The sequence below is a fragment of the Clostridium sp. genome (genome assembly GCF_021372645.1).
Classification (GTDB): Bacteria; Bacillota; Clostridia; order Clostridiales; family Clostridiaceae; genus Clostridium.
In genome coordinates this window covers 1-20303 of the sequence record NZ_JAJFUC010000100.1, presented here as the reverse complement: position 1 = coordinate 20303, position 20303 = coordinate 1, and the positions used below count along the sequence as shown (strand labels likewise).

The following is a 20303-nucleotide window of genomic DNA, read 5'->3' as shown; positions in this document are numbered from 1 at the left end:
CTTGTCTATTTTGCATCTTTGTACTTATTATTTTCTTTCATGAGCCTAATCCTATTATGAGTACTTCTATCTTACTCTATTTATAAATCCACATCTTTTACATAATTCTTCTACTGCTTTTCTTCCAGAAAATCCATCATATATATCCTTAGCTCTTTTACAGTTTAAGATTTCATCTAAAGTGCTTTCAAAAACATTACCAAGAGAGATACTGCCTTCACTATCTAAACAACATGGCACCACTGTTCCATCAACTAATATACCTATTTGATCTCTAAGTCCATAGCAAAAAGCCCTTTCCCCTAATTCTTCAACTTTTAGAGATGGCCATTTAAATTTTTCGCCCATACTAATATACACATTATTTTTTAATTTAAAACTATTTTTCTCTTTTAAACATTCCTTTAAATCACAGTTTGTTTGAAATTCTTGTTCAAGTAATTTAAATATATCAATATTCATATTATTACTAGCACTATATTTTGTATCTAAGTTCCACAATCTCAAAGAACAAATTATATTAGTCCTTTCCGTTGATTCTTTAACAAAATTGATTATATTATTTATGTATTCATTAAAATCAATATTTTCTTCATTAGCTTCAAAACTATGTAGTGAAATATTTACTTGTCTTAAAGCAGATGCATTAAGCAATGTATCTTTAACATCACTTATTAAAGTTCCATTAGTAGTTATATTAACTTTCAATTGATTTTCTTTGCTTATCTCCAAGAAATTTTCAAGTTCTTTATTTAAAAATGGCTCTCCCATTAAATGAAAATAAACATGATCTGTATAGGGTTTTATACTTTTAGCAATATGTTCGAAGGAGTTTTTATCCATAAATTTTAGTTTTCTAGATGTTTTAGGACAAAAATTACAACTTAAATTACATACATTTGTTATTTCTATATAAACTTTTTTAAATTTCTTCATTTAACTATTAACTCCAGTCTTTTTTAAGCATCTGAAAAAATAATCATTCCAAAATGCTTTATTTAAATATCTCAAATTAGTATAGCTTTTAATTGCTGCTATTTCAACTAAAATAAGAGTCTATCTCAAAATAACTTTATTCATACATCATCCAACCTTACGTCAATATATTTAATAAATTTAAATTTTATTATATAGCAATTTATTATTTTTTCAATAGATTTTATAATGAATATACTTATTTTCATAGTAATTAAGCTTTTATTTATCAAAAAAGCAAGTGCATTAAATACACTTGCTCTTCTTAGTAACTGATTTTTACGTTGTCCGCCAACTGGATACGCCCATATGTCGTACATTGCTTCCGGGTTTTTTACGTTGCCCGTCACCAACTGTATATCACTGAAGATATACGCTTCTGCCGGATTGAAGTGTCAGTCCACTAAGATAAATTTTAATCTTTATCTTATTTAAATTATATCTCATTGTGCAACTTATTGCAATATATTTTTTTGAATTTTCTGATTAATTTTATTTGCCTCAGATTAGGCTGTTCTTTTAATAGATATTCCATCTCAAATATATAATAGTTTGGTGTTTTTAACTGATAACTACTTTAGTTCCTCTAGGAATGTTATCATAAATCCATTTCGCATTTACTTTAGTTAGTCTTATGCAACCATCAGATAATGCCATCCCAAGTCTTCCATCCCTAATAGAGCCATCTAAATTATATATTATTGAATGAAATAAATAATTTCCTTTAAATTGAGTATAATACCAGCATTTATATCCTTTATTTACTCCAAAATAAAGACCCTTTATTCCAATTGTATAAGTTCCCTTTGGTGTTGGAGTAGATTTCTTTCCTATGGTACATAAATAACTATGGACTAACACCCATTTATTTGTACTTCCTTCAAAGATATTTACTTTAAATTCTTTAAGATTTACCCAAATGAAATAATTAGTTACACTTGAAAAATTATTTGAATTCACATAATTTGTAGCATTAGTATTATCCTTAAAACTATCTGCTCTTGTATTTTTCCTATTGTTTTCTTTGCTTTTAAAAATTCTAGCTAAAAATTTCATATTTAACTTCCTACTTATTAATCTAAAGTAGTATATGTAATTTATAGTCATTTTGTTTTTTAATTCTTATTTAAGCCAAAGGCTCTATTTTAAATTTTCTACTCTATATCCAATTTCTTTATTCGCTAATCTATAAGCTTCTTCAATCATTTCTTTTTCATTCATATCATTTCCAAGCAAACTATCCATTGTTATTTGATTTCTATTACTATAATATTTGTTTAAAAGATTTTCTTCTATATTTTCTTGTGAAGCTAACGAATAATCATCTAATATATGCTTAACATTAAAGTTAGGTTCTCTTAAAGCTCTTCCAACTAATATGCTTCTATGACACCTTATTGGATCTTGCATAGCTCCTAGAAGGGCTATTTTATAATCTTTCTCACAACCTGTTTTTAATCTTTCAATTCCATTTACAAACTCTTTTTCAGTAATTACTTTTTCAAAATCAGAATATCCTTCTTTATTATAAGACAATTTATTTTCTCTGTTAGCTGCAAATTCTTTAGCCATGTATATGTATAAAAATCCTGCTTCTTTTAAAGACTTAGCTATAGTTTCTTTATTATATTGAACATTATATTTAGAATACGGTGTTCCTCTAATATCTACAACACAATTAATATCATGATATCTTAACATATTAATTAATTTTTCTACTGGATAATTTGAATGTCCAATTGTATATATATCCATTTTATAAACTCCTATCTTAAGTATCTAACTATTTTACCTTGAAAAATATTATTTAATAAATATTTCGATAATAATTGCTACAGAACCCTCTTCAGCTAGATTAATAGTAAATTGATATATTTCCAATTACCTATAGAAATATAGAAAAGTCAGATATAAAATTGTGCTTATCTGACTTTTAGACTATTACTTTTCCTTACTTCGGATTTAGAGATCTCTAAGAGCAAGAGAAAAAAATGGCTATCGCTTAAAGCTTGCTATTGCAAAAAGTATTATAGATATGAATCATGGGAAAATAACTGTTAAAAGTTCATTCATATATTAAAATTTTTCCAAAGCTAAGCTCAAATTTTATAGTAATTTTTTTAATTGATTAATATCATTAATTGGAGCTAAGCATGCCCTACCTTTACATAAGTAATATGTAGATTTATCATTTGTAAAATTATAGTCTTTAATAAACGGTATTATTCCTTCTATTTCCTCTTTATTTTCGTTAGTTTTAATGATTGTTGTTAAATTAAATGTTTGTTTTTCACTTAGTAAGTCTTTAATTTTTTCTTCATCACTTTTATCTTTAAGAACACATACTAGTTCTTTCGAAGGATTTAATGCAAATGATGCTGCAATTAAAAAGAATGAATAATTTATTTCTTCACTAAATAAAGATCCGCAAATAAAATTAAGTTGCTTTTCTGCCATTTCTTCTAAATATGTATCTCCAGTAATTCTTGAAAGCTTTATTAAATTATAAGCTGCAACAGAATTTCCTGATGGCATTGCTCCATCAAAAAGTTCTTTAGGTCTAGCTATTAATTTTTCGCTATCTTCTCCATAAAGGAAAAAGCCTTGTTTATCATTATCCCAAAAGAAATTAATCATATCTTTATTTAAATCAATTGCTTTCTTTAAAAATGTAATATCAAAACTACTTTCATAAAGCTCTATAAGTCCAAAGCAAAGGAATGCATAATCATCTAAATATGCTTTATGACGAGATTCTTCATCTCTATATCTAGCAAGTAATCTTTTATTTTCATCAATTAAATTATCAAAAATAAAATTTACTGCCTTTTTAGCATATTCAAAATATCTTTCATCTTCAAGAACTTTATACGCCTTAGCGAGGGCTGCTATCATAAGACCATTCCAAGATGTTAAAATCTTATCATCTTTATGTAATTTCATTCTTTTGCTTCTATATTCAAGTACCTTTTCACTTAAATCTCTTATTCTAGTATTATCCACCTTAAACTCACTATTCTTAATTAAATTGGGGATACTCTTCCCTTCAAAGTTTCCATCAGTAGCTATATCAAAATATTCATTAAAATATGTTCCATCCTCTTCACCTAAAATTTCTAAAGTTTCTAAAGGATTAAATACATAATACTTACCTTCTTCGCCTTCACTATCGGCATCTTCTGCACAATAAAATCCACCATTTTCATTTGTAAGTTCTCTAAATACATACTCTAGTGCTTTCACTGCTACACTTTTATATAGTTCATTTTTAGTAATCTCATAACCTTCAAGATATGCAATAATTAATAATGCATTATCATAGAGCATTTTCTCAAAATGTGGCACTAACCATTTACTATCAGTAGAATATCTAGAAAATCCAAAGCCTATATGATCAAATAATCCACCTTTATACATACAATCTAAAGTCTTTTCAGCCATTTCTAAAGCTTTAATATCTTTATATGCTTTATAATATCTAAGTAAAAACATAATTTTATGCGGTGTTGGAAACTTGGGAGCAACTCCAAATCCTCCATATTTTTTATCAAAAACGCGTGAAAGTTGGTTATAACCATTTTCTAATGTTTTAGAAGTTAATTCAACTTTATTAATTTCTCCTTCATAATATTTATCAAGTTCTGATAAAATACTTTCGCTAGTTGATATAAGCTTACTCTTATTATCTTTCCAATGAGTAATTATAGAATATAAAATCTCTATAAGTCCAGGCATATTATATCTAGAATTCTTAGGAAAATAAGTTCCTGCAAAAAATGGTTTTTGATCTGGAGTCATTATTATTGTAAGTGGCCATCCTCCACTATTTGTTAAAGTTTGACAAACAGTCATGTAAACGTTATCTACATCAGGTCTTTCTTCACGATCTACCTTTATTGCTATGAAATTATCATTAATAATTTTTGCAACCTCTGTATCCTCAAAAGATTCATGTGCCATTACATGACACCAATGGCAAGTGGAATACCCAATACTTAAAAAGATTGGCTTATCTTCTTTTTTAGCTTTATCAAAAGCTTCATCACTCCATGCATACCAATTAATAGGATTGTAAGAATGTTGTAAAAGATAAGGGCTTTTTTCATTAATTAAGCTGTTGGCTTTTCTATTAGATAACATCGCATCACCTTCTTTCAATTATTATACTTATTAGTTTACCTATTGCTAAAATAGATATACATTTAGAAATAAATATTTTAAAATTTAAGTGTTATATTATAATTTTATTAGGCAAATATAATAGAAAAGTATTTAATGTTACACTTATTTTAATACATACAAAAATACACATAGTTCTATATATATTCCTTTATAATATATTACAATCAAAATTAGATTTGATTGTATTTGAGAGTTGGCTTTATTACAATATCAAAAAGCAAATTTACGTAAAAAGACCTACTCTAAGTCATTATTCAGAGTAGGTTCCTTAAAATGATTTATGTACTACTTAATTTGCTCTTCATTAAAAATATTATAAGTTCTTGGTTGCGCTTCGCGCTTTTTTATCTGTGTATGTTTTTTACACGAATAATCCAAATAATTAATCCTATAAAAAAGCCACAAAGTGCTGGTAATATCCAGCCAAATCCATAATCAAATCCTGGTAAATATAAGTGAGCAAAATTAACAATTTGTGTAACTACAACATTTCCCTGCATATATTTCGGTAATGATTTACATAAGTCAAAAAATGCTGCAATAATTGTTAACCCAGTTGTCCATTTATAAACATCACTTTGCTTATTAATAAATGGAGTTAATAGAGACAATAAAATTAAAGTAATTACTAATGGATAAAGAAACATAAGCACTGGTATAGATATCTGCATGAGATTGCTTAATCCAAAATTAGCAATTATAAATGAAAAAAGTGTAAAAATAATAGCATATTTTTTATAGGAAATTGATTTTGGAAACATTTCACTGAACATTTCAGAACAGGAAGTGATTAAACCAATAGCTGTTTTTACACATGCAATTCCAACAATAGCTGCTAATAGCACCTTACCAACAACACCAAAATAATGATTGCTGACCATAGATAAAATAATTCCTCCGTTATCAGCACGGCTCACACTGCCTAAGCTTGTAGCTCCCATATAAGCTAATGAACCATAAATAATAGCCATTCCAACAACACTAACTAAACCTGATTTACATGCTTCAATACTAATTGAGCGAGAATTTTTAATACCTAACTTTTTAATATTAGAAATAATAATAATAGCAAAAGCCACAGACGCTAAAGCATCCATAGTATTATATCCATCTAATAAACCAGTAAATAATGGCTGAGCAGCATAACTTTCTTGAGCTGGATAATCACTTCCTTGCCCCATTGGACTTACAAATGTAGCAATTAATAAAACCGATAATAATATCAGAAAAATAGGAGTAAGATATTTCCCTACCCAATCTAAAATTTGCCCTGGTTTTAGTGAAAAATAAATTGTAAAAACAAAAAATATAAATGAGAAAATAATGAGTCCGAGCTTCAAATGTTCATCAGAAATAAAAGGATGAATTCCCACCTCAAATGCAACTGTTGCAGTACGCGGAATTGCAAATAATGGACCAATTGTTAAGTATAATAAGCATGTGAATATAATTGCATAGCGAGAACTAATAGGGCTCGCCATATCAAATAAACTTTCACTGTTTGAAATAGCTGATGCAATAATCCCTACCATAGGCAATCCTACACCTGTAATTAAAAATCCAATAGTCGCTGCAAAAACATGTTCTCCAGCTTCCTGTCCCATTTGTACTGGAAAAATCAAGTTACCCGCACCAAAAAAAAGTCCAAATAATAATGAACCTATCAATAAGTTTTGCTGAAATTTCAGCTTTTCTTTCATAAATAATCCTCCTTAAATTTTTTGGTATTGTCAATTTTTTTTGCTCTTCTTCTCACTTTAGTGTTTGAGTTTTCACTTTTTTGATAATACCTTGAATCATTCTTTTCATTATAATATATTTATATACAATAGTAAAATTCATTTTTTCATGCTATAAATGAATTTTTTTCAATTCAAAGAAATATTATACTTAAATAATTACACAGTATTAAACCCTATTGTAAAATGACAATGTTCTTTCAAGTTACAACAGGGTTTACTATGCCAAAATTATATTTTAAACTTATTTATTGCTCCAATCATAGATTGTGCCTTGCCACTTAACTCTATTGATGATGCGGCTACTTCTTGTGATGATGCATTAAAGTCTTGTGATGATGCGGTTATTTCTTCAGTTGATGCTAAAACTTCTTCTGCTAGAGATGCTGCTACTTCAACACTTTTAATAATACTTTCTTTATCACTATTAATAATAGCTATACTGCTATTTACAGCTGTTATTTGTGGCATTATTTCTTCTATATTTTCTATTATATCTTTAAATGAGCTCATAGATTTATCAATCACCTGCATCTGACTATTAAGTTTATTGTTCATTTCTTCTGATGTCTTTACTACAATGTTGCTATCATTTGAAATGTTTGAAATTAAATCACTAATACTTAAAGAAGATATCTTAGACTGCTCGGCTAATTTCCTTATTTCTTCTGCTACTACTGAAAATCCTCTACCTGATTCACCTGCTCTTGCTGATTCAATTGCTGCATTTAGAGCAAGAAGGTTAGTTTGATCAGAAATAGATTTAATTACATTAGTTATTTCACTGATTTTAGATAACTCTATACCTAACCCTTGTATTTTTTCTCTTACATCAGCAAATGATAAATTAGTATCTTTTATTGAATCTTCCAAAACCTTTAGGTCTTTACTACTATCTATTGCCTTTAAGTCTACTAATGTCATTTTACTATTTATTTTTTCAATATCCATCACCGATTGATCAATTTTCAAACCAAAGTTACTAATAGTATTGCTTATATTCATTAACTCTCCAGCTTGGTCACTTGATCCCTTAGATACTTCTTCAACTGAATTAGTAATAACCTGTGATGATGCAGCCAATTCTTGGAATACTACTGATAGAGTCTCACTTTGTTGCCTTACATCACCAGAAACACCTTTTGCCAATCTTAATGTTTCTGCTGTCTCTTCTCTGAAATTATTTATTTCTTCAGCTATATCTTGTAACTCATCTTTACTTAAAACATTTATAGAAACAGTTAAATCTCCTTGCTTCATAGCATTTAATGCATCTTTTATTTGATTAACATTAAAAGTTATTTTTTTTGAGAATATAATAGATGATAATACAGATAATATCAAAATAACTATTGAAGCTATTATACTATCACTAATAATCCTAGTTCTTATATATATAAAATTTGCAACATCCTTATCAACCCCTACAATTGCAATGACCTTACCACTAGAGTTTTTGATAGGTGCATAGCCAGATATAAATGTACCATATTCATCTTTGGTAGGTTCTTCATTAAATGACGGTGTTCCCTCAAACGCTTTTTTCATTTCCTCTTCTAACCCATACTCTTCTCCAAGTTCAGATTTATTAGTTAACGCTGCATCCACAAGGATATATGCACTATTCCCCTGATTTTGAGCTAATGTATAAAAATATCTTATATTATTGTCACTCTTAAAGCTCATCATTGATTGTTCAATTTCTTTATATTCATCACTATCCATTGATTTATTTTGTATAACCCTCTCTAGCTTATCACCATCAATAACATTTACAGCTTCTATTGCAATATTTTTTGCATCAGTTTGCAGACTTTTAAATAACATTTTAAACACTATTACATTAAGTAATAGTAGCAATATCATTGAAATAAGTGAAATTATTCCAATCATTTTTAAAATTTTTATTCCTATTTTACTCATATTGTACCCCCACATTCTTATAATATTTAAGATTTCTTTTCTAGTAAATTCAATTATCTTTATGACATTAAAAGAGCCAATATAAGAATAATCCCTTTTAAAAGTTTTATTCTTATATTGGCCGGTTGCACTACAAACTCCAAATTTCCTAAGTGCCCAAATAAAAGAAATTCATAATTGTTTCCAATACTAGTTGTAATATATTAATATACATGCATTTAACTTAACATGTAAATTATATCAAATAATTTTACAGTTTACTAGTAATTTTTACATATTCTTTTCTATGTAATTCTATTGAGTACAAATCTGTTTTTATCTATCTGAAACTTTCAAATTTACCATAACAAAAAGCATGTTAATATTTAAATTTTTAGACTTCTTTATTCTTATAAACACTCATATAATATATTTAACTTCTTTATTGGTAAACAATTCTTCTATCTCTTTTATGAAAAATTGTTTTATTTCATCTATGCTTTCTTTTGGATATACATACTTGCCATATCCAAATTGTCCATATTTAAACTTACGCTCTTCATCATTCATAGGCAATTCACTTTCAGGAAATATATTAAGTATTCTATTTTTAGCTATTGTAGTATAACGGTGGGATATAACTTCAAAAGTTACTGGAAATTTTAAATCATGTGGAAGCTTACGCCTTAATTCTATTAATAAATCATGATATTCCTCTTTCCAATTAGGGTATACAAATACAGGTGCAACTAAAAATCCCATAGGATATCCTGCTTTGGCTACCTTTATACTTGCTTCTATTCTTTGATCACGAGAAGCTGTAACGTGCTCATATTTATTTATAACTGAAGAAGTATTGATACTAAATCTTATTTCTGTGTGACCATTATGTTCTAAATTAAACAATGAATCTATATCATTGTACTTTGTTACAAATCTAAATCTAGCACTTTTATTTTTGCCAAAGAATCCTATAGCTTTCTGTAAAGAATGACTATAAGGTTCTACAGCTATTGGGTCAGATGTAGCTGCTCCTTCAAATATAGTTATTTCAGGCAACCTTTCATCTATATATTTCTGAGCTTGATTAAGAATATCATCTATATTCACATGGATTTTTACGAAAGGTTTATCTCCAAGATTAGTATTTAAATAACAGTACTCACATTGCCCCATGCACCCAGATACTAATGGAAGTTGATAATGTGCTGAAGGTTTACATGATTGAAATTTTAAACTCTTCTTGGTTCCAACAACTAAAGTTTTTTTACCTTCTCTATACTGAGAGAATAAGCCATCCCCTGGAATGTGTTGTTTGAGTTTATTAGAAGTCAAATTTATGATTTCAATATCAATCTTATCTTTAAATTTATTAAGGATTTCCTTTCCCATGTCATATTCTAATGAACCTTTCTCAAATATAATTCTTTTAGGTATAAACATATCTTCACTAATAAACCAGCATGAAACAAGCTGAGTTTATTTTCTCCTCTCTATTTTTATTTAGAAAAATATTTTATTATCATAATCAATTCGTAGCTTACCTTAAGCAAAACATGAATAAGCCTATATATTGTATTTGCTTACCCTATGATGTTATATTTCTATAATTATTATCTGTTAAACTTATAGCGTATATACTAATAATAATTTAAATTTCCCAAGGAGCTTTAATATGGATCTTAGTTTATTTCACCTTATATACATATTACAGACATCAGACATCACTATTGAAAGGCGACCTCTTTTATTATATTATATAAGCATAACCTAAAGGGAGGTTTCTTTATGTCAAGAAAAGAAAAAAGCCTATCTGAACGTATTGCTGATGATGTTCTTGCAATGATTACTATAGATAAGAAATTTGCTATTGGAGATAAACTTCCAAATGAAAATGAACTTTCCACGCAGCTAAAAGTAAGTAGAACTACATTACGAGAAGCTATTCGTATTTTAGTTGCTCATAATGTTCTTGAAATCAAGAGAGGTAAAGGAACATATGTAACAAATCATCAAGTTTTAAATGAGAATTTGGGATTAGAAGAACTTTCTACAACAAAATTAAATGCAAAAGATTTATACGAGATGAGGTTGATTTTTGAACCACAAACTGCTTATTATGCTGCAAAACGTGCTACTGATAAGGAGCTTGAAAGAATACTCTATTATGGGAAACTAGAGGAAGAAAAAATTTTAAGAGGCGAAGATCGTACTGAAGCTGAACAGGCTTTTCATAAATCTATTGCCAAAGCAACTCACAATGAATTTATGAATAAGCTAATGCCAATACTTTATAAGGCTATAGATAAGGGCGTTATTTTATCTGATGAAAATAAGTCTATAATACAAGATACTTTAAATGATCATCGTATGATAATGGAATTTTTAGCAAACCGAGATGCTGAAGGTGCAAAAACTGCGATGAAACTTCATATTATTCGGGCTATGCGAGGTTTAGATATATATAATGAATAAAGTTAAGTGCTAATCCTTTAAAATGTACTCGATGGGAATTATCACTTAATTTTTTTATATGAAGTATAATATTTTATTGACAGAAGACATCATACAACGTACAATAAAAATATACAACTGGCTAATTAGTATATAAAGATGAGGAGATTATGCTATGAAAAGTGATGTAATAACAAAAGGATCTAAAAGTGCACCACAACGTTCATTACTTAGTGCATTAGGTTTAACAAAAGAAGAAATGGAAAGACCTCTTATAGGTATTGTTAGTTCACAAAATGATATCGTACCAGGTCATATGAATTTAGATAAAATAGTAGACGCTGTAAAAATGGGTGTTTCAATGGCTGGTGGTACTCCCATTGTATTCCCCGCAATCGCTGTATGTGACGGAATTGCAATGGGTCATGAAGGAATGAAGTATTCACTGGTTACTAGAGATTTAATTGCAGATTCTACTGAAGCTATGGCAATGGCCCATGCTTTTGATGCATTAGTAATGGTACCTAACTGTGATAAAAACGTACCAGGACTTTTAATGGCAGCAGCAAGAGTTAATGTTCCTACTATCTTTGTAAGTGGCGGACCAATGCTTGCTGGAAAAGTTGATGGATGTAAGACAAGTCTTTCAAGTATGTTTGAGGCTGTTGGTGCTTACAATGCCGGAAAAATTACAGCTGAAAAGTTAGATGAATATGAAAATAATGTATGTCCTACTTGTGGTTCTTGTTCTGGAATGTATACAGCAAATAGTATGAACTGTTTAACAGAAGTTCTTGGTATGGGCCTTAAAGGAAATGGAACAATTCCAGCAGTTTATTCTGAGAGAATTAAGCTTGCAAAACATGCTGGTATGAAGATCATGGAGTTACTTGAAAAGAACATAAGACCAAGAGATATTATGACAGAAGCTGCATTTATGAATGCGTTAACTATGGATATGGCTCTTGGATGTAGCACAAACAGTATGTTACATTTACCTGCAATTGCACATGAAGTTGGTTTTGATTTAAATGTTGATATAGCAAATGAAATCAGTGCTAAAACACCAAACCTTTGTCATCTTGCTCCTGCAGGACATACTTACATTGAAGATTTAAATGAAGCTGGTGGAATTTACGCAGTTATGAATGAAATAAATAAACTTGGTTTATTAAGGACTGATTTAATAACAGGTACAGGACAAACTGTTGGTGAAAATATTGAAGGTTGCATAAACAAAAATCCCGAAGTTATAAGACCTGTTGAAAACCCATATAGTCAAACTGGTGGAATAGCTGTTCTTAAAGGCAACCTTGCTCCTGATTCTTGTGTTGTTAAGCGTTCAGCAGTTGTACCTGAAATGTTAAAACATGAAGGTCCAGCAAAAGTATTTGATTGCGAAGAAGATGCACTTGATGCTATTAACACAGGAAAAATTGTTGAAGGAGATGTTGTTGTTATCCGATATGAAGGTCCAAAGGGTGGTCCTGGTATGAGAGAAATGCTTAACCCAACATCTGCAATTATGGGAAGAGGTTTAGGTAGCACTGTTGCTCTTATAACAGATGGACGTTTTAGTGGTGCAAGTAGAGGTGCCTCAATTGGACATGTATCTCCTGAAGCAGCAGTTGGTGGTAACATTGCTTTAGTTGAAGATGGAGATATTATTCAAATTGATATCAATGCTAATACTATTAACTTTGTAGTTAGCGATGAAGAATTAGAAAAAAGAAGAGCAAATTGGAAACCAAGAAAACCTAAAATTACAACAGGTTATCTTGCAAGATATGCAGCATTAGTAACATCTGGCAACAGAGGCGCTATTTTAGATCTTCCCAAATTTTAATTAAATGCTACTTTAAGGTGCTCAAAATATACGTTAATATAAAATATAAAACTAGTACAATAAGAATTTGAACTCTTGTACTAGTTTTTTGTTAACTAAAATTCCATATGTTGCTTAAACAAATATAACTTTTGCTAATTATTATATCTTTTATTTCACTAAGGCATAATCAAAAGTTGAACCTATCTTAAGGCAAAATATACATCGCATTTTGGACTTGTTGTTTTATTTCATATTCTTATCAAGTTTTTCCATAATAATCATATTACTATTCATTGTGAATTCCAATTCCTTTATACATAATTATCCAAGTCCTATTACATCTAAATTCTATTATATTCTACAGTGTTGCTATGGTATAATTATCCAAAAAGGAGTTGGTACGATGCATTTAGAAAAATAGAATATATATGCTAATATTGCTTAGAATATATATGGCTTAGAATAAATATTCTAATATTCTCAAGAATATTTATAGCTTAAAAATATTAGGAGGCATATTTATGACACAAATAGTTCAAAGAGGTTTTGTTCCATCTGATAAAATTGAATTTAATGATAAAAATATAGATTTATTAAAGAAAGCACAGGAAGATATTTGTTTTTTATTAAATCGTGGCTATGGAATTAATAAAACCATTGAGTTTATAGGCAATCATTTTTTATTCTCAGCAAGACAAAGATTAGCTTTAAAGAGAAGTCTTTCTTCTTTTGAAGATGTTAAAAGAAGAAAGAAACATAAATTAATAAATGAATATGAAAATAGCACAATACATATTGATGGTTTAAATATAATTATTACACTTGAAGTAGCACTATCTAATTCAACTTTGCTTAGGTGCATGGATGGCACTTTGCGTGATTTAGCAGGACTTCGTGGAACTTATAAATTAATTGATAAGACAGATATAGCAATAGAATTGATTGGCTTAAAACTTAATAAGATGAAACCTGAAAAAGTAATCTTTTATTTAGATTCCCCTGTTTCTAATACAGGAAGATTGAAGCTAAAAATATTAGAACTTTTGGATAAATACAATTTTGATGTAGATGTTGTTCTTGTACCAAATGCAGATGTTATTTTAAACAAGCTAGATCATGTTGTGACCAGTGATGGAATAATCTTAAATACTTGTAATAGTTGGATTAATCTAGCATATGAAATTGTAAGTGAAGAATTACCTGATACTTCTTATATTGATTTTCAAATTAATCATTGAAAATGATCTACTAAATAACCTATCTACAAATGAAAATCTTTGATTTATTATTTAAGTTAAAGTATAACAAATTTAATTTTTATGAATATATTATTTTATAAATAATTAATTAGGAGCTAAATATAAATGCTAAACCTAAACGATGATATTTATGAAGATACTATGGAATTCATAAATTTTGAATCTTTTGAACGACAAAGACCACCTTTTTTACCTATGCCAGGTGGTAACATTCCCCCAAAAGATAATTATCCACCTGATTTTAATCCTCCTAGTGGAGAAGGCTTTAACCCACCTGGTTTTAATTATCCTAAAGGAGGCAATAACCCACCTAGTTTTAATTTTCCTGGAGGAGGTTTTACCCCACCTGGAGCACCTAAATCTCCACCTCCAAATTATGTTCCTAGTAAAATGGATCAGGGTGTTCAAAGCTTTAGTCAAAGTCAATATGGTCCAGGAACTAAGGCTGTTAGTCCAAATTCTATAAGATTTTGTGTTTTTAAATACACATATATTTGGGAGGAAAATGGTAGAAGCTATTGGGCATTCTTGTTTAATGTTGACAGGAGATCTGTATCTGGATTTAGATGGACTGGTAGACATTGGGTTTATTTCGGAGTAGATTTAAGAAGAATTGATTCTTTTGTATGCTATAGATCAACTTTTACAGATGATTGTGATTACTGTGAAACTTTAAGATAAGATATCAGATAATTATAGAATATCACTTGCTCTATTATATAGAAGAAGATTTCATGATAATTAAAAACCCTACTTTTATAATGACTCATTATTTTAAAGAGTCATTAATATTTTATTTAAATAAAAATGAGAATCTTTTGTCTTAATTCTGGACAAAGATTCTCATTTACTATAAAGTAATTTTGCTTTACCTCAATAAAGTTCCCAATGGTATATTATACTTGTCCATAAATTCCACATCCTTCCCCAATATAAGTTCTCTATAAGAGCTTAATCCCGTTTATTTTTGGAAATTTATGTATTTTATCTTCGCATATTCTAGAGAAATTAAATTTTCAATAGTTTCATATCACTCCTTACATTTTGTTCCTAATCTAAATCTCAATTAAAACCTTTTCATAATTCAATACAGTTAAGTAATATTTGCTACAATATGCTAATCAAAAAACTCAAGATATATCTTTTCAGATATATCTTGAGCTTTTATTCTCTTTTCTAGTAAACTTCCATTAAAATTATACTCAAGTTAAAACATACTACTCTAAATCCATATCTAACTACAACATCACTTGAATCTTGCAACTTTAAATATTTTTTGTTTATAATTCTTATAAAGGTATATTAGAATTATAATTACAGCAACAATTAAGCTTCCTATTAACAAATCTTTTTTTAACAAACTATGATATCTTCCCCAATTAACTCCAAGAACTTTTCCTAATGAAATAAAAGTAGTAGTCCATATAAATGCACCTAAATAAGCATTAACTGCAAATTTCTTATATGACATCTCTGTTATACCTGAAAAACAACCTGTAACATGCCTTATACCCGGAATAAAATATGCTATAATCAACATTTTACTTCCATATTTTTCGAACCATATTGATATTTTATCTAGTTTATTCTTATCCATATGAATATAATGACCATACTTTTCAAAAAAAGTTACTCCTAATGTTTTGCCAATAAAATAAGATAAAGTAATGCCTATACATACTCCAATTGTAGCAATTAAGATACTAATAGCTAAGTTCATTTTCCCCTCATAAATAACATATCCACAATAGGTCATAAGAGCTTCTCCTGGCAGCGGAAATGCTATCATTTCCACCATTAACGCTATTAATAATACAATATATCCATAATTATTTAATAATTCTATTACAAACTTCAAAATATTCACCTCACATATAACAAGTATAACCATTAAACTATGTTTAATACTAAAAGGTATCTAAAATTATGTACTATTAATTATATAGTATGCAATCCCATTTAGCTATATAATTCTTTAAATCCAAACCGTGTTGCAAATTTCCCTTCAATTAATTCATATAAGCTTTCAACTTTACTTCTTAATTTCAAATTGTAAATATAACTTGTAGCAAAAACAATCACATATACTCCTATAACATCCATAGGATAGTGATGTCCAACATATACTCTTGAAAAGCCAACAATTATTGATAGTCTATTTAATATAATACTAAGTAACTTATTATATTTCCCAAGTCCCAATGCTATACTCATTGTTTTTGTGGCATGGTTACTTGGAAAGGATGAAGCTGTATCATGAGGCACTAATAAATTTACCTTATTTTTAACAAAAGGTCTATCTACATTTGTCCATATTTAAATGTCCCCCCACATCTTCACGCCTTCTCCTAAATATCCCCTTATAATACCCTAAAAAATCACCATGCTAAAAAGCCCCGTACCAAGTCATTTTTGACCTAATACAGGGCATATTGCCTATCTATTTTTCTCGAACTTTTTATGAAGCTAGGGACCTTATTTTAATAATACATAGATATTGTTAAAGTATATGCATCATAGTTCTATTAATCAAAACCTTATAAAAGAAAGATGTACTTCCACCTCAATTAACTCACTAATTATATTTTAAACTTATCTATTTCTTCTTTTAGTCTTTCAGCTAATTCTTGTAATTCTACTGTATGTTGAGAGAATTTATCCATTGTAGCTGTTACTTCTTCTGTTGAAGCTGTCACCTCTTCTGTTGATGAAGCTGTTTCCTCAGAAATAGCAGAAGTATTTTCAATCTGAGTAACAAAAATCTGCTTTTGAACTTGCATATCCTCTATTGAATTTTTAACATTTCCAACCTTTTCATTTAGCGTTGTTATAGAAAGCAATATGTCTGTAAATATTTTTTCTGTTTTTGATACAGCTTCATTTTGTTCTGAATTAATCTTCTTTGTACTATCCATAGCTTGTACTGCTGTTGTTGCCTTTGCTTGAATAGTTTCTATTATTTTCTTAATTTGCTCAGTAGAATTCTTTGATTGTTCTGCAAGCTTTCTAATTTCATCAGCTACTACAGCAAATCCTTTACCAGCTTCTCCTGCACGTGCGGCCTCAATAGATGCATTTAATGCCAGTAAATTTGTTTGTTCTGTTATTGCATTTATAGCATCTGAAATCATACTAATTTCTTTTACGCTATCATTCATATCGGAAACTATATCCTCAACTTTAGTTGTTGACTCTATAGTTTCGTTATTTTTATTGATTAATATATTTACAGTATTTATTCCTTGATTACTTAAATCCTTAGTATTTTGTGATACACTACTCATATCATTAGTAACATCAGCAATGTTATCTAATTTTTGCGATAACTCTCCAATTCCTGTTGCAGTATCTTGAGAATTTTCAGCTAAGTTAATAGCACCTTGAGAGATTTCAGAAACAGCTAATGCAACCTGTGACATTGAAGCAGTTGTTTCTTCTGCCATGGCTGAAATGTTTGAGGTAGTATCAAGCACTATATTTGATGTTTGTTTTGCACTCTCTAACAATTTCCCAATATTTTTTATCATAGAATTATAATCATTAGCAAGTTCTCCTAATTCATCTTTTGATTTTATTTCTATAATGTTAGATAAATCTCCATTAGAGGCCTTAGCAAATACTTCTTTTAACTTCTTAACGTTTTGAGATATTCCCTTACTTAATATTAATGATATTACTACTGCAATTAACGCCATTACTAATGTTATTAATGAAATTGTTTGTAATATTAACTTTGTATCAGTTGATAACTCACTTTGGTCTAATGAAGCTACTAACTTCCATCCTGTTAGTTCATTTGTTTCATATACACCAAACTTTTGTACACCATCATAGTTATATTGAACAAATCCTCTTTCCTCAGCTTTTGCTTTATCCCAGAAAGATAGCTTTGAAGCTATATCTGTACTAATAAGGCTCTTATCAGGATGAGCTAAAATATTACCTACTCCATCAGCAATAAACACATATCCTGAACTTCCTATTTTCTTTGTTGCTATTTTGTCTGCAAGTGTAGATAACGTACAATTAATACCAAGAACACCTACTACTTTTCCATCTTTCTCTACTGTTTGTGCAATACAAAAAACCATATTTCCTGTTGATGCATCTTTGTATGGTGGAGTTATTATAACTTTTCCTTTTGATTCCATTGCTTGTTTATACCAATCTCTTGTAGTTGCGTCATATCCATCAGGCATTTTAGTATTAGGATATATTTCAAACTTTCCAGAAGCAGTTCCATAATATGCTCCAAGAATATCATTATCACTCTCTTTTACATTTTTTAAAATTTCTGATACTAACTCTAAATTATTCTCACTATCTATATTAATGATGGCAGGATTTTTTGTGGTCATCGAAGTTATATCCGAAAACCCACGAAAATAATCATTTAATCCATGATTTATTTCCATAAGTGTTTGTGTACTTGTAACATTTAGTTTGTTATTAAGAATTGACTGCGACTGATTATATGAAAAGCCTCCCGCTATAATTAGTGGTATTATACAAATTGTTACTAAACTAATGATTAATTTACTACGAATACTATTTATATTTACTTTTTTAACTTTCATTTTAACTTTCTCCCCCAATAATGCTTATTTTTAAAAATTCAATCAATTATTTTTCTAAAAAATTTGTTTTTTAATGTATTTACTTAGATATTACATTTTATCTTATGTATATATTTACATTTCTCTTCACTTCCTAATTCATATTATATATTTATAGTGAACTAACAGAATTATTTATCCCAAAGGAATTAGTATTCAAGTTAAGGATTTTAGTGAATATATTCAAAAGAATGATGTTTGCCTTGTTACAGTAAACAATTCTAAATATCGGACTTATCGTTATGAAAGAAATCTTAATGGAATAGATAATTCAGTCATTTTATTTTGTTGGCCTGAAAATGCTTTTAAGAAAGACGGGGCATTGCATGCTTTCTTATGCACTGACACTGAACTTAACACTAAAACAATTCTCGAATATTATAGTAAGCGTTGGCCAATTGAGATATTTTTTAAACAAACAAAGAATAACCTTGAATTATATTACATCCCAAGTCAATAAGTAAATCCATCTGTTCTCTCGTTTAGGATAACCTATTAAAAGTAAATTTTTCCATTTGAATAATACGAATGGTGTTTAATTCCATATGATTGATTTTGATTAGGTAAATATTGCTTAAAACTATAAATATTAACTTATTTTATCATATAAATATCAATTATTCAATGATTAAGGCACTAACAAAAAATAACAAGTCCAATTTAATAAAAATAAATACACTATGCCTATGAGCAACTCTTAACATATTCGCTTGTTGCTTTTCTGCCCATTTTAGAGTATACAATCTACCACACTTATTACAAAATTTACTCTTACATGTAAATGGCACTTTGGTACTTTCACCGCATTCCTCACATACATATTCAGCAAAACCATATTTAATATCACTACATTTCATAGCTTTATTTACAATTTCATCAATTTGTACACGCATACGTTTCGGAACTTTATTCCAATATTTATTTTTAAAATCAATGTATTTATCTTCTAACATCTCTTTAACTGTTGTCTTATTATTGATCATAATATTTATATTATTAAATTGTTCATTATTTGTCCATATTTAAATCTGCTTCGCAGACTAAGTGCTTGTGCTACATCTAAGAGTTATTCACAGATTTGACTTTATTATAATTTCCTCGTATTTGAAAATACTAAATCTATAGAATAAAAAAAGTTGTGAAATAACAAAGAATTTCCTTCATTATTTTCACAACTTTTAACACAACTTTATTATTGTTAGATAATTGTTCCCTAATAAAATAGTTTCGAACTTCCCCCACCACCTCCAACCCCTTATTCCATCAAGGCTAACCGCACCTCTTTCAAATCCAGTGATAAAAAAGTTTCGAAAGAAAAAACATGTTAAAACCCCTACTTATCCACAGG

15 protein-coding genes, 2 pseudogenes and 1 riboswitch are annotated in these 20303 nt (G+C 28.7%); of the genes and pseudogenes, 5 read left to right on the top strand and 12 right to left on the bottom strand.

From position 1 onward, the window contains the following. Positions 1–66 precede the first annotated feature (66 nt). The 8 genes from LLF98_RS14690 to splB all read right to left on the bottom strand — a co-directional run bounded on the left by LLF98_RS14690 (position 67) and on the right by splB (position 10241). Positions 67–936 (bottom strand): radical SAM protein, encoded by an 870-nt coding sequence (locus tag LLF98_RS14690; protein WP_291704898.1) that lies wholly within the window; start codon positions 934–936, stop codon positions 67–69. Positions 937–1076: 140 nt separating this feature from the next. Beyond that, on the bottom strand, positions 1077–1325 hold the full coding sequence (locus LLF98_RS14685) for a hypothetical protein (RefSeq protein ID WP_291704896.1): 249 nt from the start codon (positions 1323–1325) through the stop codon (positions 1077–1079). Between the two features lie 211 nt (positions 1326–1536). Then, complete coding sequence (locus LLF98_RS14680; protein ID WP_291704895.1) at positions 1537–2031, bottom strand: L,D-transpeptidase; 495 nt, start codon at positions 2029–2031, stop codon at positions 1537–1539. 84 nt (positions 2032–2115) lie between these two features. Continuing rightward, positions 2116–2730, bottom strand: a complete 615-nt coding sequence (locus tag LLF98_RS14675) for a DUF488 domain-containing protein (protein WP_291704893.1) — start codon at positions 2728–2730, stop codon at positions 2116–2118. Positions 2731–3081: 351 nt separating this feature from the next. After that, on the bottom strand, positions 3082–5115 hold the full coding sequence (locus tag LLF98_RS14670) for a thioredoxin domain-containing protein (RefSeq protein WP_291704891.1): 2034 nt from the start codon (positions 5113–5115) through the stop codon (positions 3082–3084). 386 nt (positions 5116–5501) lie between these two features. Next, positions 5502–6857, bottom strand: coding sequence for a branched-chain amino acid transport system II carrier protein (brnQ, locus tag LLF98_RS14665; RefSeq protein WP_291704889.1), 1356 nt, complete (start codon positions 6855–6857; stop codon positions 5502–5504). 270 nt (positions 6858–7127) lie between these two features. Then, complete coding sequence (locus tag LLF98_RS14660; RefSeq protein ID WP_291704887.1) at positions 7128–8819, bottom strand: methyl-accepting chemotaxis protein; 1692 nt, start codon at positions 8817–8819, stop codon at positions 7128–7130. Between the two features lie 110 nt (positions 8820–8929). After that, positions 8930–9013, bottom strand: a riboswitch (cyclic di-GMP riboswitch). A gap of 205 nt (positions 9014–9218) precedes the next feature. Continuing rightward, a complete protein-coding gene (gene splB, locus LLF98_RS14655) occupies positions 9219–10241 on the bottom strand; it encodes a spore photoproduct lyase (protein ID WP_291704885.1) in 1023 nt (340 codons plus the stop codon). A gap of 345 nt (positions 10242–10586) precedes the next feature. Between splB and LLF98_RS14650 the strand changes: the two genes are divergently transcribed. The 4 genes from LLF98_RS14650 to LLF98_RS14635 all read left to right on the top strand — a co-directional run bounded on the left by LLF98_RS14650 (position 10587) and on the right by LLF98_RS14635 (position 15020). Next, entirely contained in the window at positions 10587–11273 is a 687-nt protein-coding gene (locus tag LLF98_RS14650) for a FadR/GntR family transcriptional regulator (protein ID WP_291704883.1), read from the top strand. A gap of 154 nt (positions 11274–11427) precedes the next feature. Next, positions 11428–13098: a dihydroxy-acid dehydratase gene (ilvD, locus tag LLF98_RS14645; protein WP_291704881.1), complete on the top strand. Its 1671-nt coding sequence runs from the start codon at positions 11428–11430 to the stop codon at positions 13096–13098. Positions 13099–13601: 503 nt separating this feature from the next. After that, entirely contained in the window at positions 13602–14318 is a 717-nt protein-coding gene (locus LLF98_RS14640) for a DUF434 domain-containing protein (protein ID WP_291704879.1), read from the top strand. Between the two features lie 126 nt (positions 14319–14444). Further along, positions 14445–15020, top strand: a complete 576-nt coding sequence (locus LLF98_RS14635; protein ID WP_291704877.1) for a hypothetical protein — start codon at positions 14445–14447, stop codon at positions 15018–15020. A 565-nt stretch (positions 15021–15585) separates the two neighbouring features. Here the strand turns inward: LLF98_RS14635 and LLF98_RS14630 are convergent. The 3 genes and pseudogenes from LLF98_RS14630 to LLF98_RS14620 form a co-directional block, all read right to left on the bottom strand. Then, on the bottom strand, positions 15586–16197 hold the full coding sequence (locus LLF98_RS14630) for a DedA family protein (protein WP_291704876.1): 612 nt from the start codon (positions 16195–16197) through the stop codon (positions 15586–15588). 101 nt (positions 16198–16298) lie between these two features. Continuing rightward, a pseudogene (locus tag LLF98_RS14625) lies at positions 16299–16643 on the bottom strand (phosphatase PAP2 family protein); the annotation flags it as partial. A gap of 275 nt (positions 16644–16918) precedes the next feature. Then, a complete protein-coding gene (locus LLF98_RS14620) occupies positions 16919–18916 on the bottom strand; it encodes a methyl-accepting chemotaxis protein (protein WP_291704873.1) in 1998 nt (665 codons plus the stop codon). Positions 18917–19076: 160 nt separating this feature from the next. On the opposite strand from LLF98_RS14620, the pseudogene LLF98_RS14615 reads away from it, so the two are divergent. Then, positions 19077–19388: pseudogene (locus LLF98_RS14615) on the top strand (transposase); the annotation flags it as partial. Positions 19389–19572: 184 nt separating this feature from the next. Here the strand turns inward: LLF98_RS14615 and LLF98_RS14610 are convergent. Beyond that, entirely contained in the window at positions 19573–19938 is a 366-nt protein-coding gene (locus LLF98_RS14610) for a transposase zinc-binding domain-containing protein (RefSeq protein ID WP_291704871.1), read from the bottom strand. Positions 19939–20303: the final 365 nt, after the last annotated feature.

Excerpts from the sequence above, each read along its gene's own strand:
- LLF98_RS14680 (WP_291704895.1), bottom strand. The coding sequence starts at position 2,031 with ATGAAATTTTTAGCTAGAATTTTTAAAAGCAAAGAAAACAATAGGAAA.
- LLF98_RS14670 (WP_291704891.1), bottom strand. The coding sequence starts at position 5,115 with ATGTTATCTAATAGAAAAGCCAACAGCTTAATTAATGAAAAAAGCCCT.
- splB (WP_291704885.1), bottom strand. The coding sequence starts at position 10,241 with ATGTTTATACCTAAAAGAATTATATTTGAGAAAGGTTCATTAGAATAT.
- brnQ (WP_291704889.1), bottom strand. The coding sequence starts at position 6,857 with ATGAAAGAAAAGCTGAAATTTCAGCAAAACTTATTGATAGGTTCATTA.
- LLF98_RS14660 (WP_291704887.1), bottom strand. The coding sequence starts at position 8,819 with ATGAGTAAAATAGGAATAAAAATTTTAAAAATGATTGGAATAATTTCA.
- LLF98_RS14690 (WP_291704898.1), bottom strand. The coding sequence starts at position 936 with ATGAAGAAATTTAAAAAAGTTTATATAGAAATAACAAATGTATGTAAT.
- LLF98_RS14610 (WP_291704871.1), bottom strand. The coding sequence starts at position 19,938 with ATGATCAATAATAAGACAACAGTTAAAGAGATGTTAGAAGATAAATAC.
- LLF98_RS14650 (WP_291704883.1), top strand. The coding sequence starts at position 10,587 with ATGTCAAGAAAAGAAAAAAGCCTATCTGAACGTATTGCTGATGATGTT.
- LLF98_RS14620 (WP_291704873.1), bottom strand. The coding sequence starts at position 18,916 with ATGAAAGTTAAAAAAGTAAATATAAATAGTATTCGTAGTAAATTAATC.
- ilvD (WP_291704881.1), top strand. The coding sequence starts at position 11,428 with ATGAAAAGTGATGTAATAACAAAAGGATCTAAAAGTGCACCACAACGT.
- LLF98_RS14635 (WP_291704877.1), top strand. The coding sequence starts at position 14,445 with ATGCTAAACCTAAACGATGATATTTATGAAGATACTATGGAATTCATA.
- LLF98_RS14675 (WP_291704893.1), bottom strand. The coding sequence starts at position 2,730 with ATGGATATATATACAATTGGACATTCAAATTATCCAGTAGAAAAATTA.
- LLF98_RS14640 (WP_291704879.1), top strand. The coding sequence starts at position 13,602 with ATGACACAAATAGTTCAAAGAGGTTTTGTTCCATCTGATAAAATTGAA.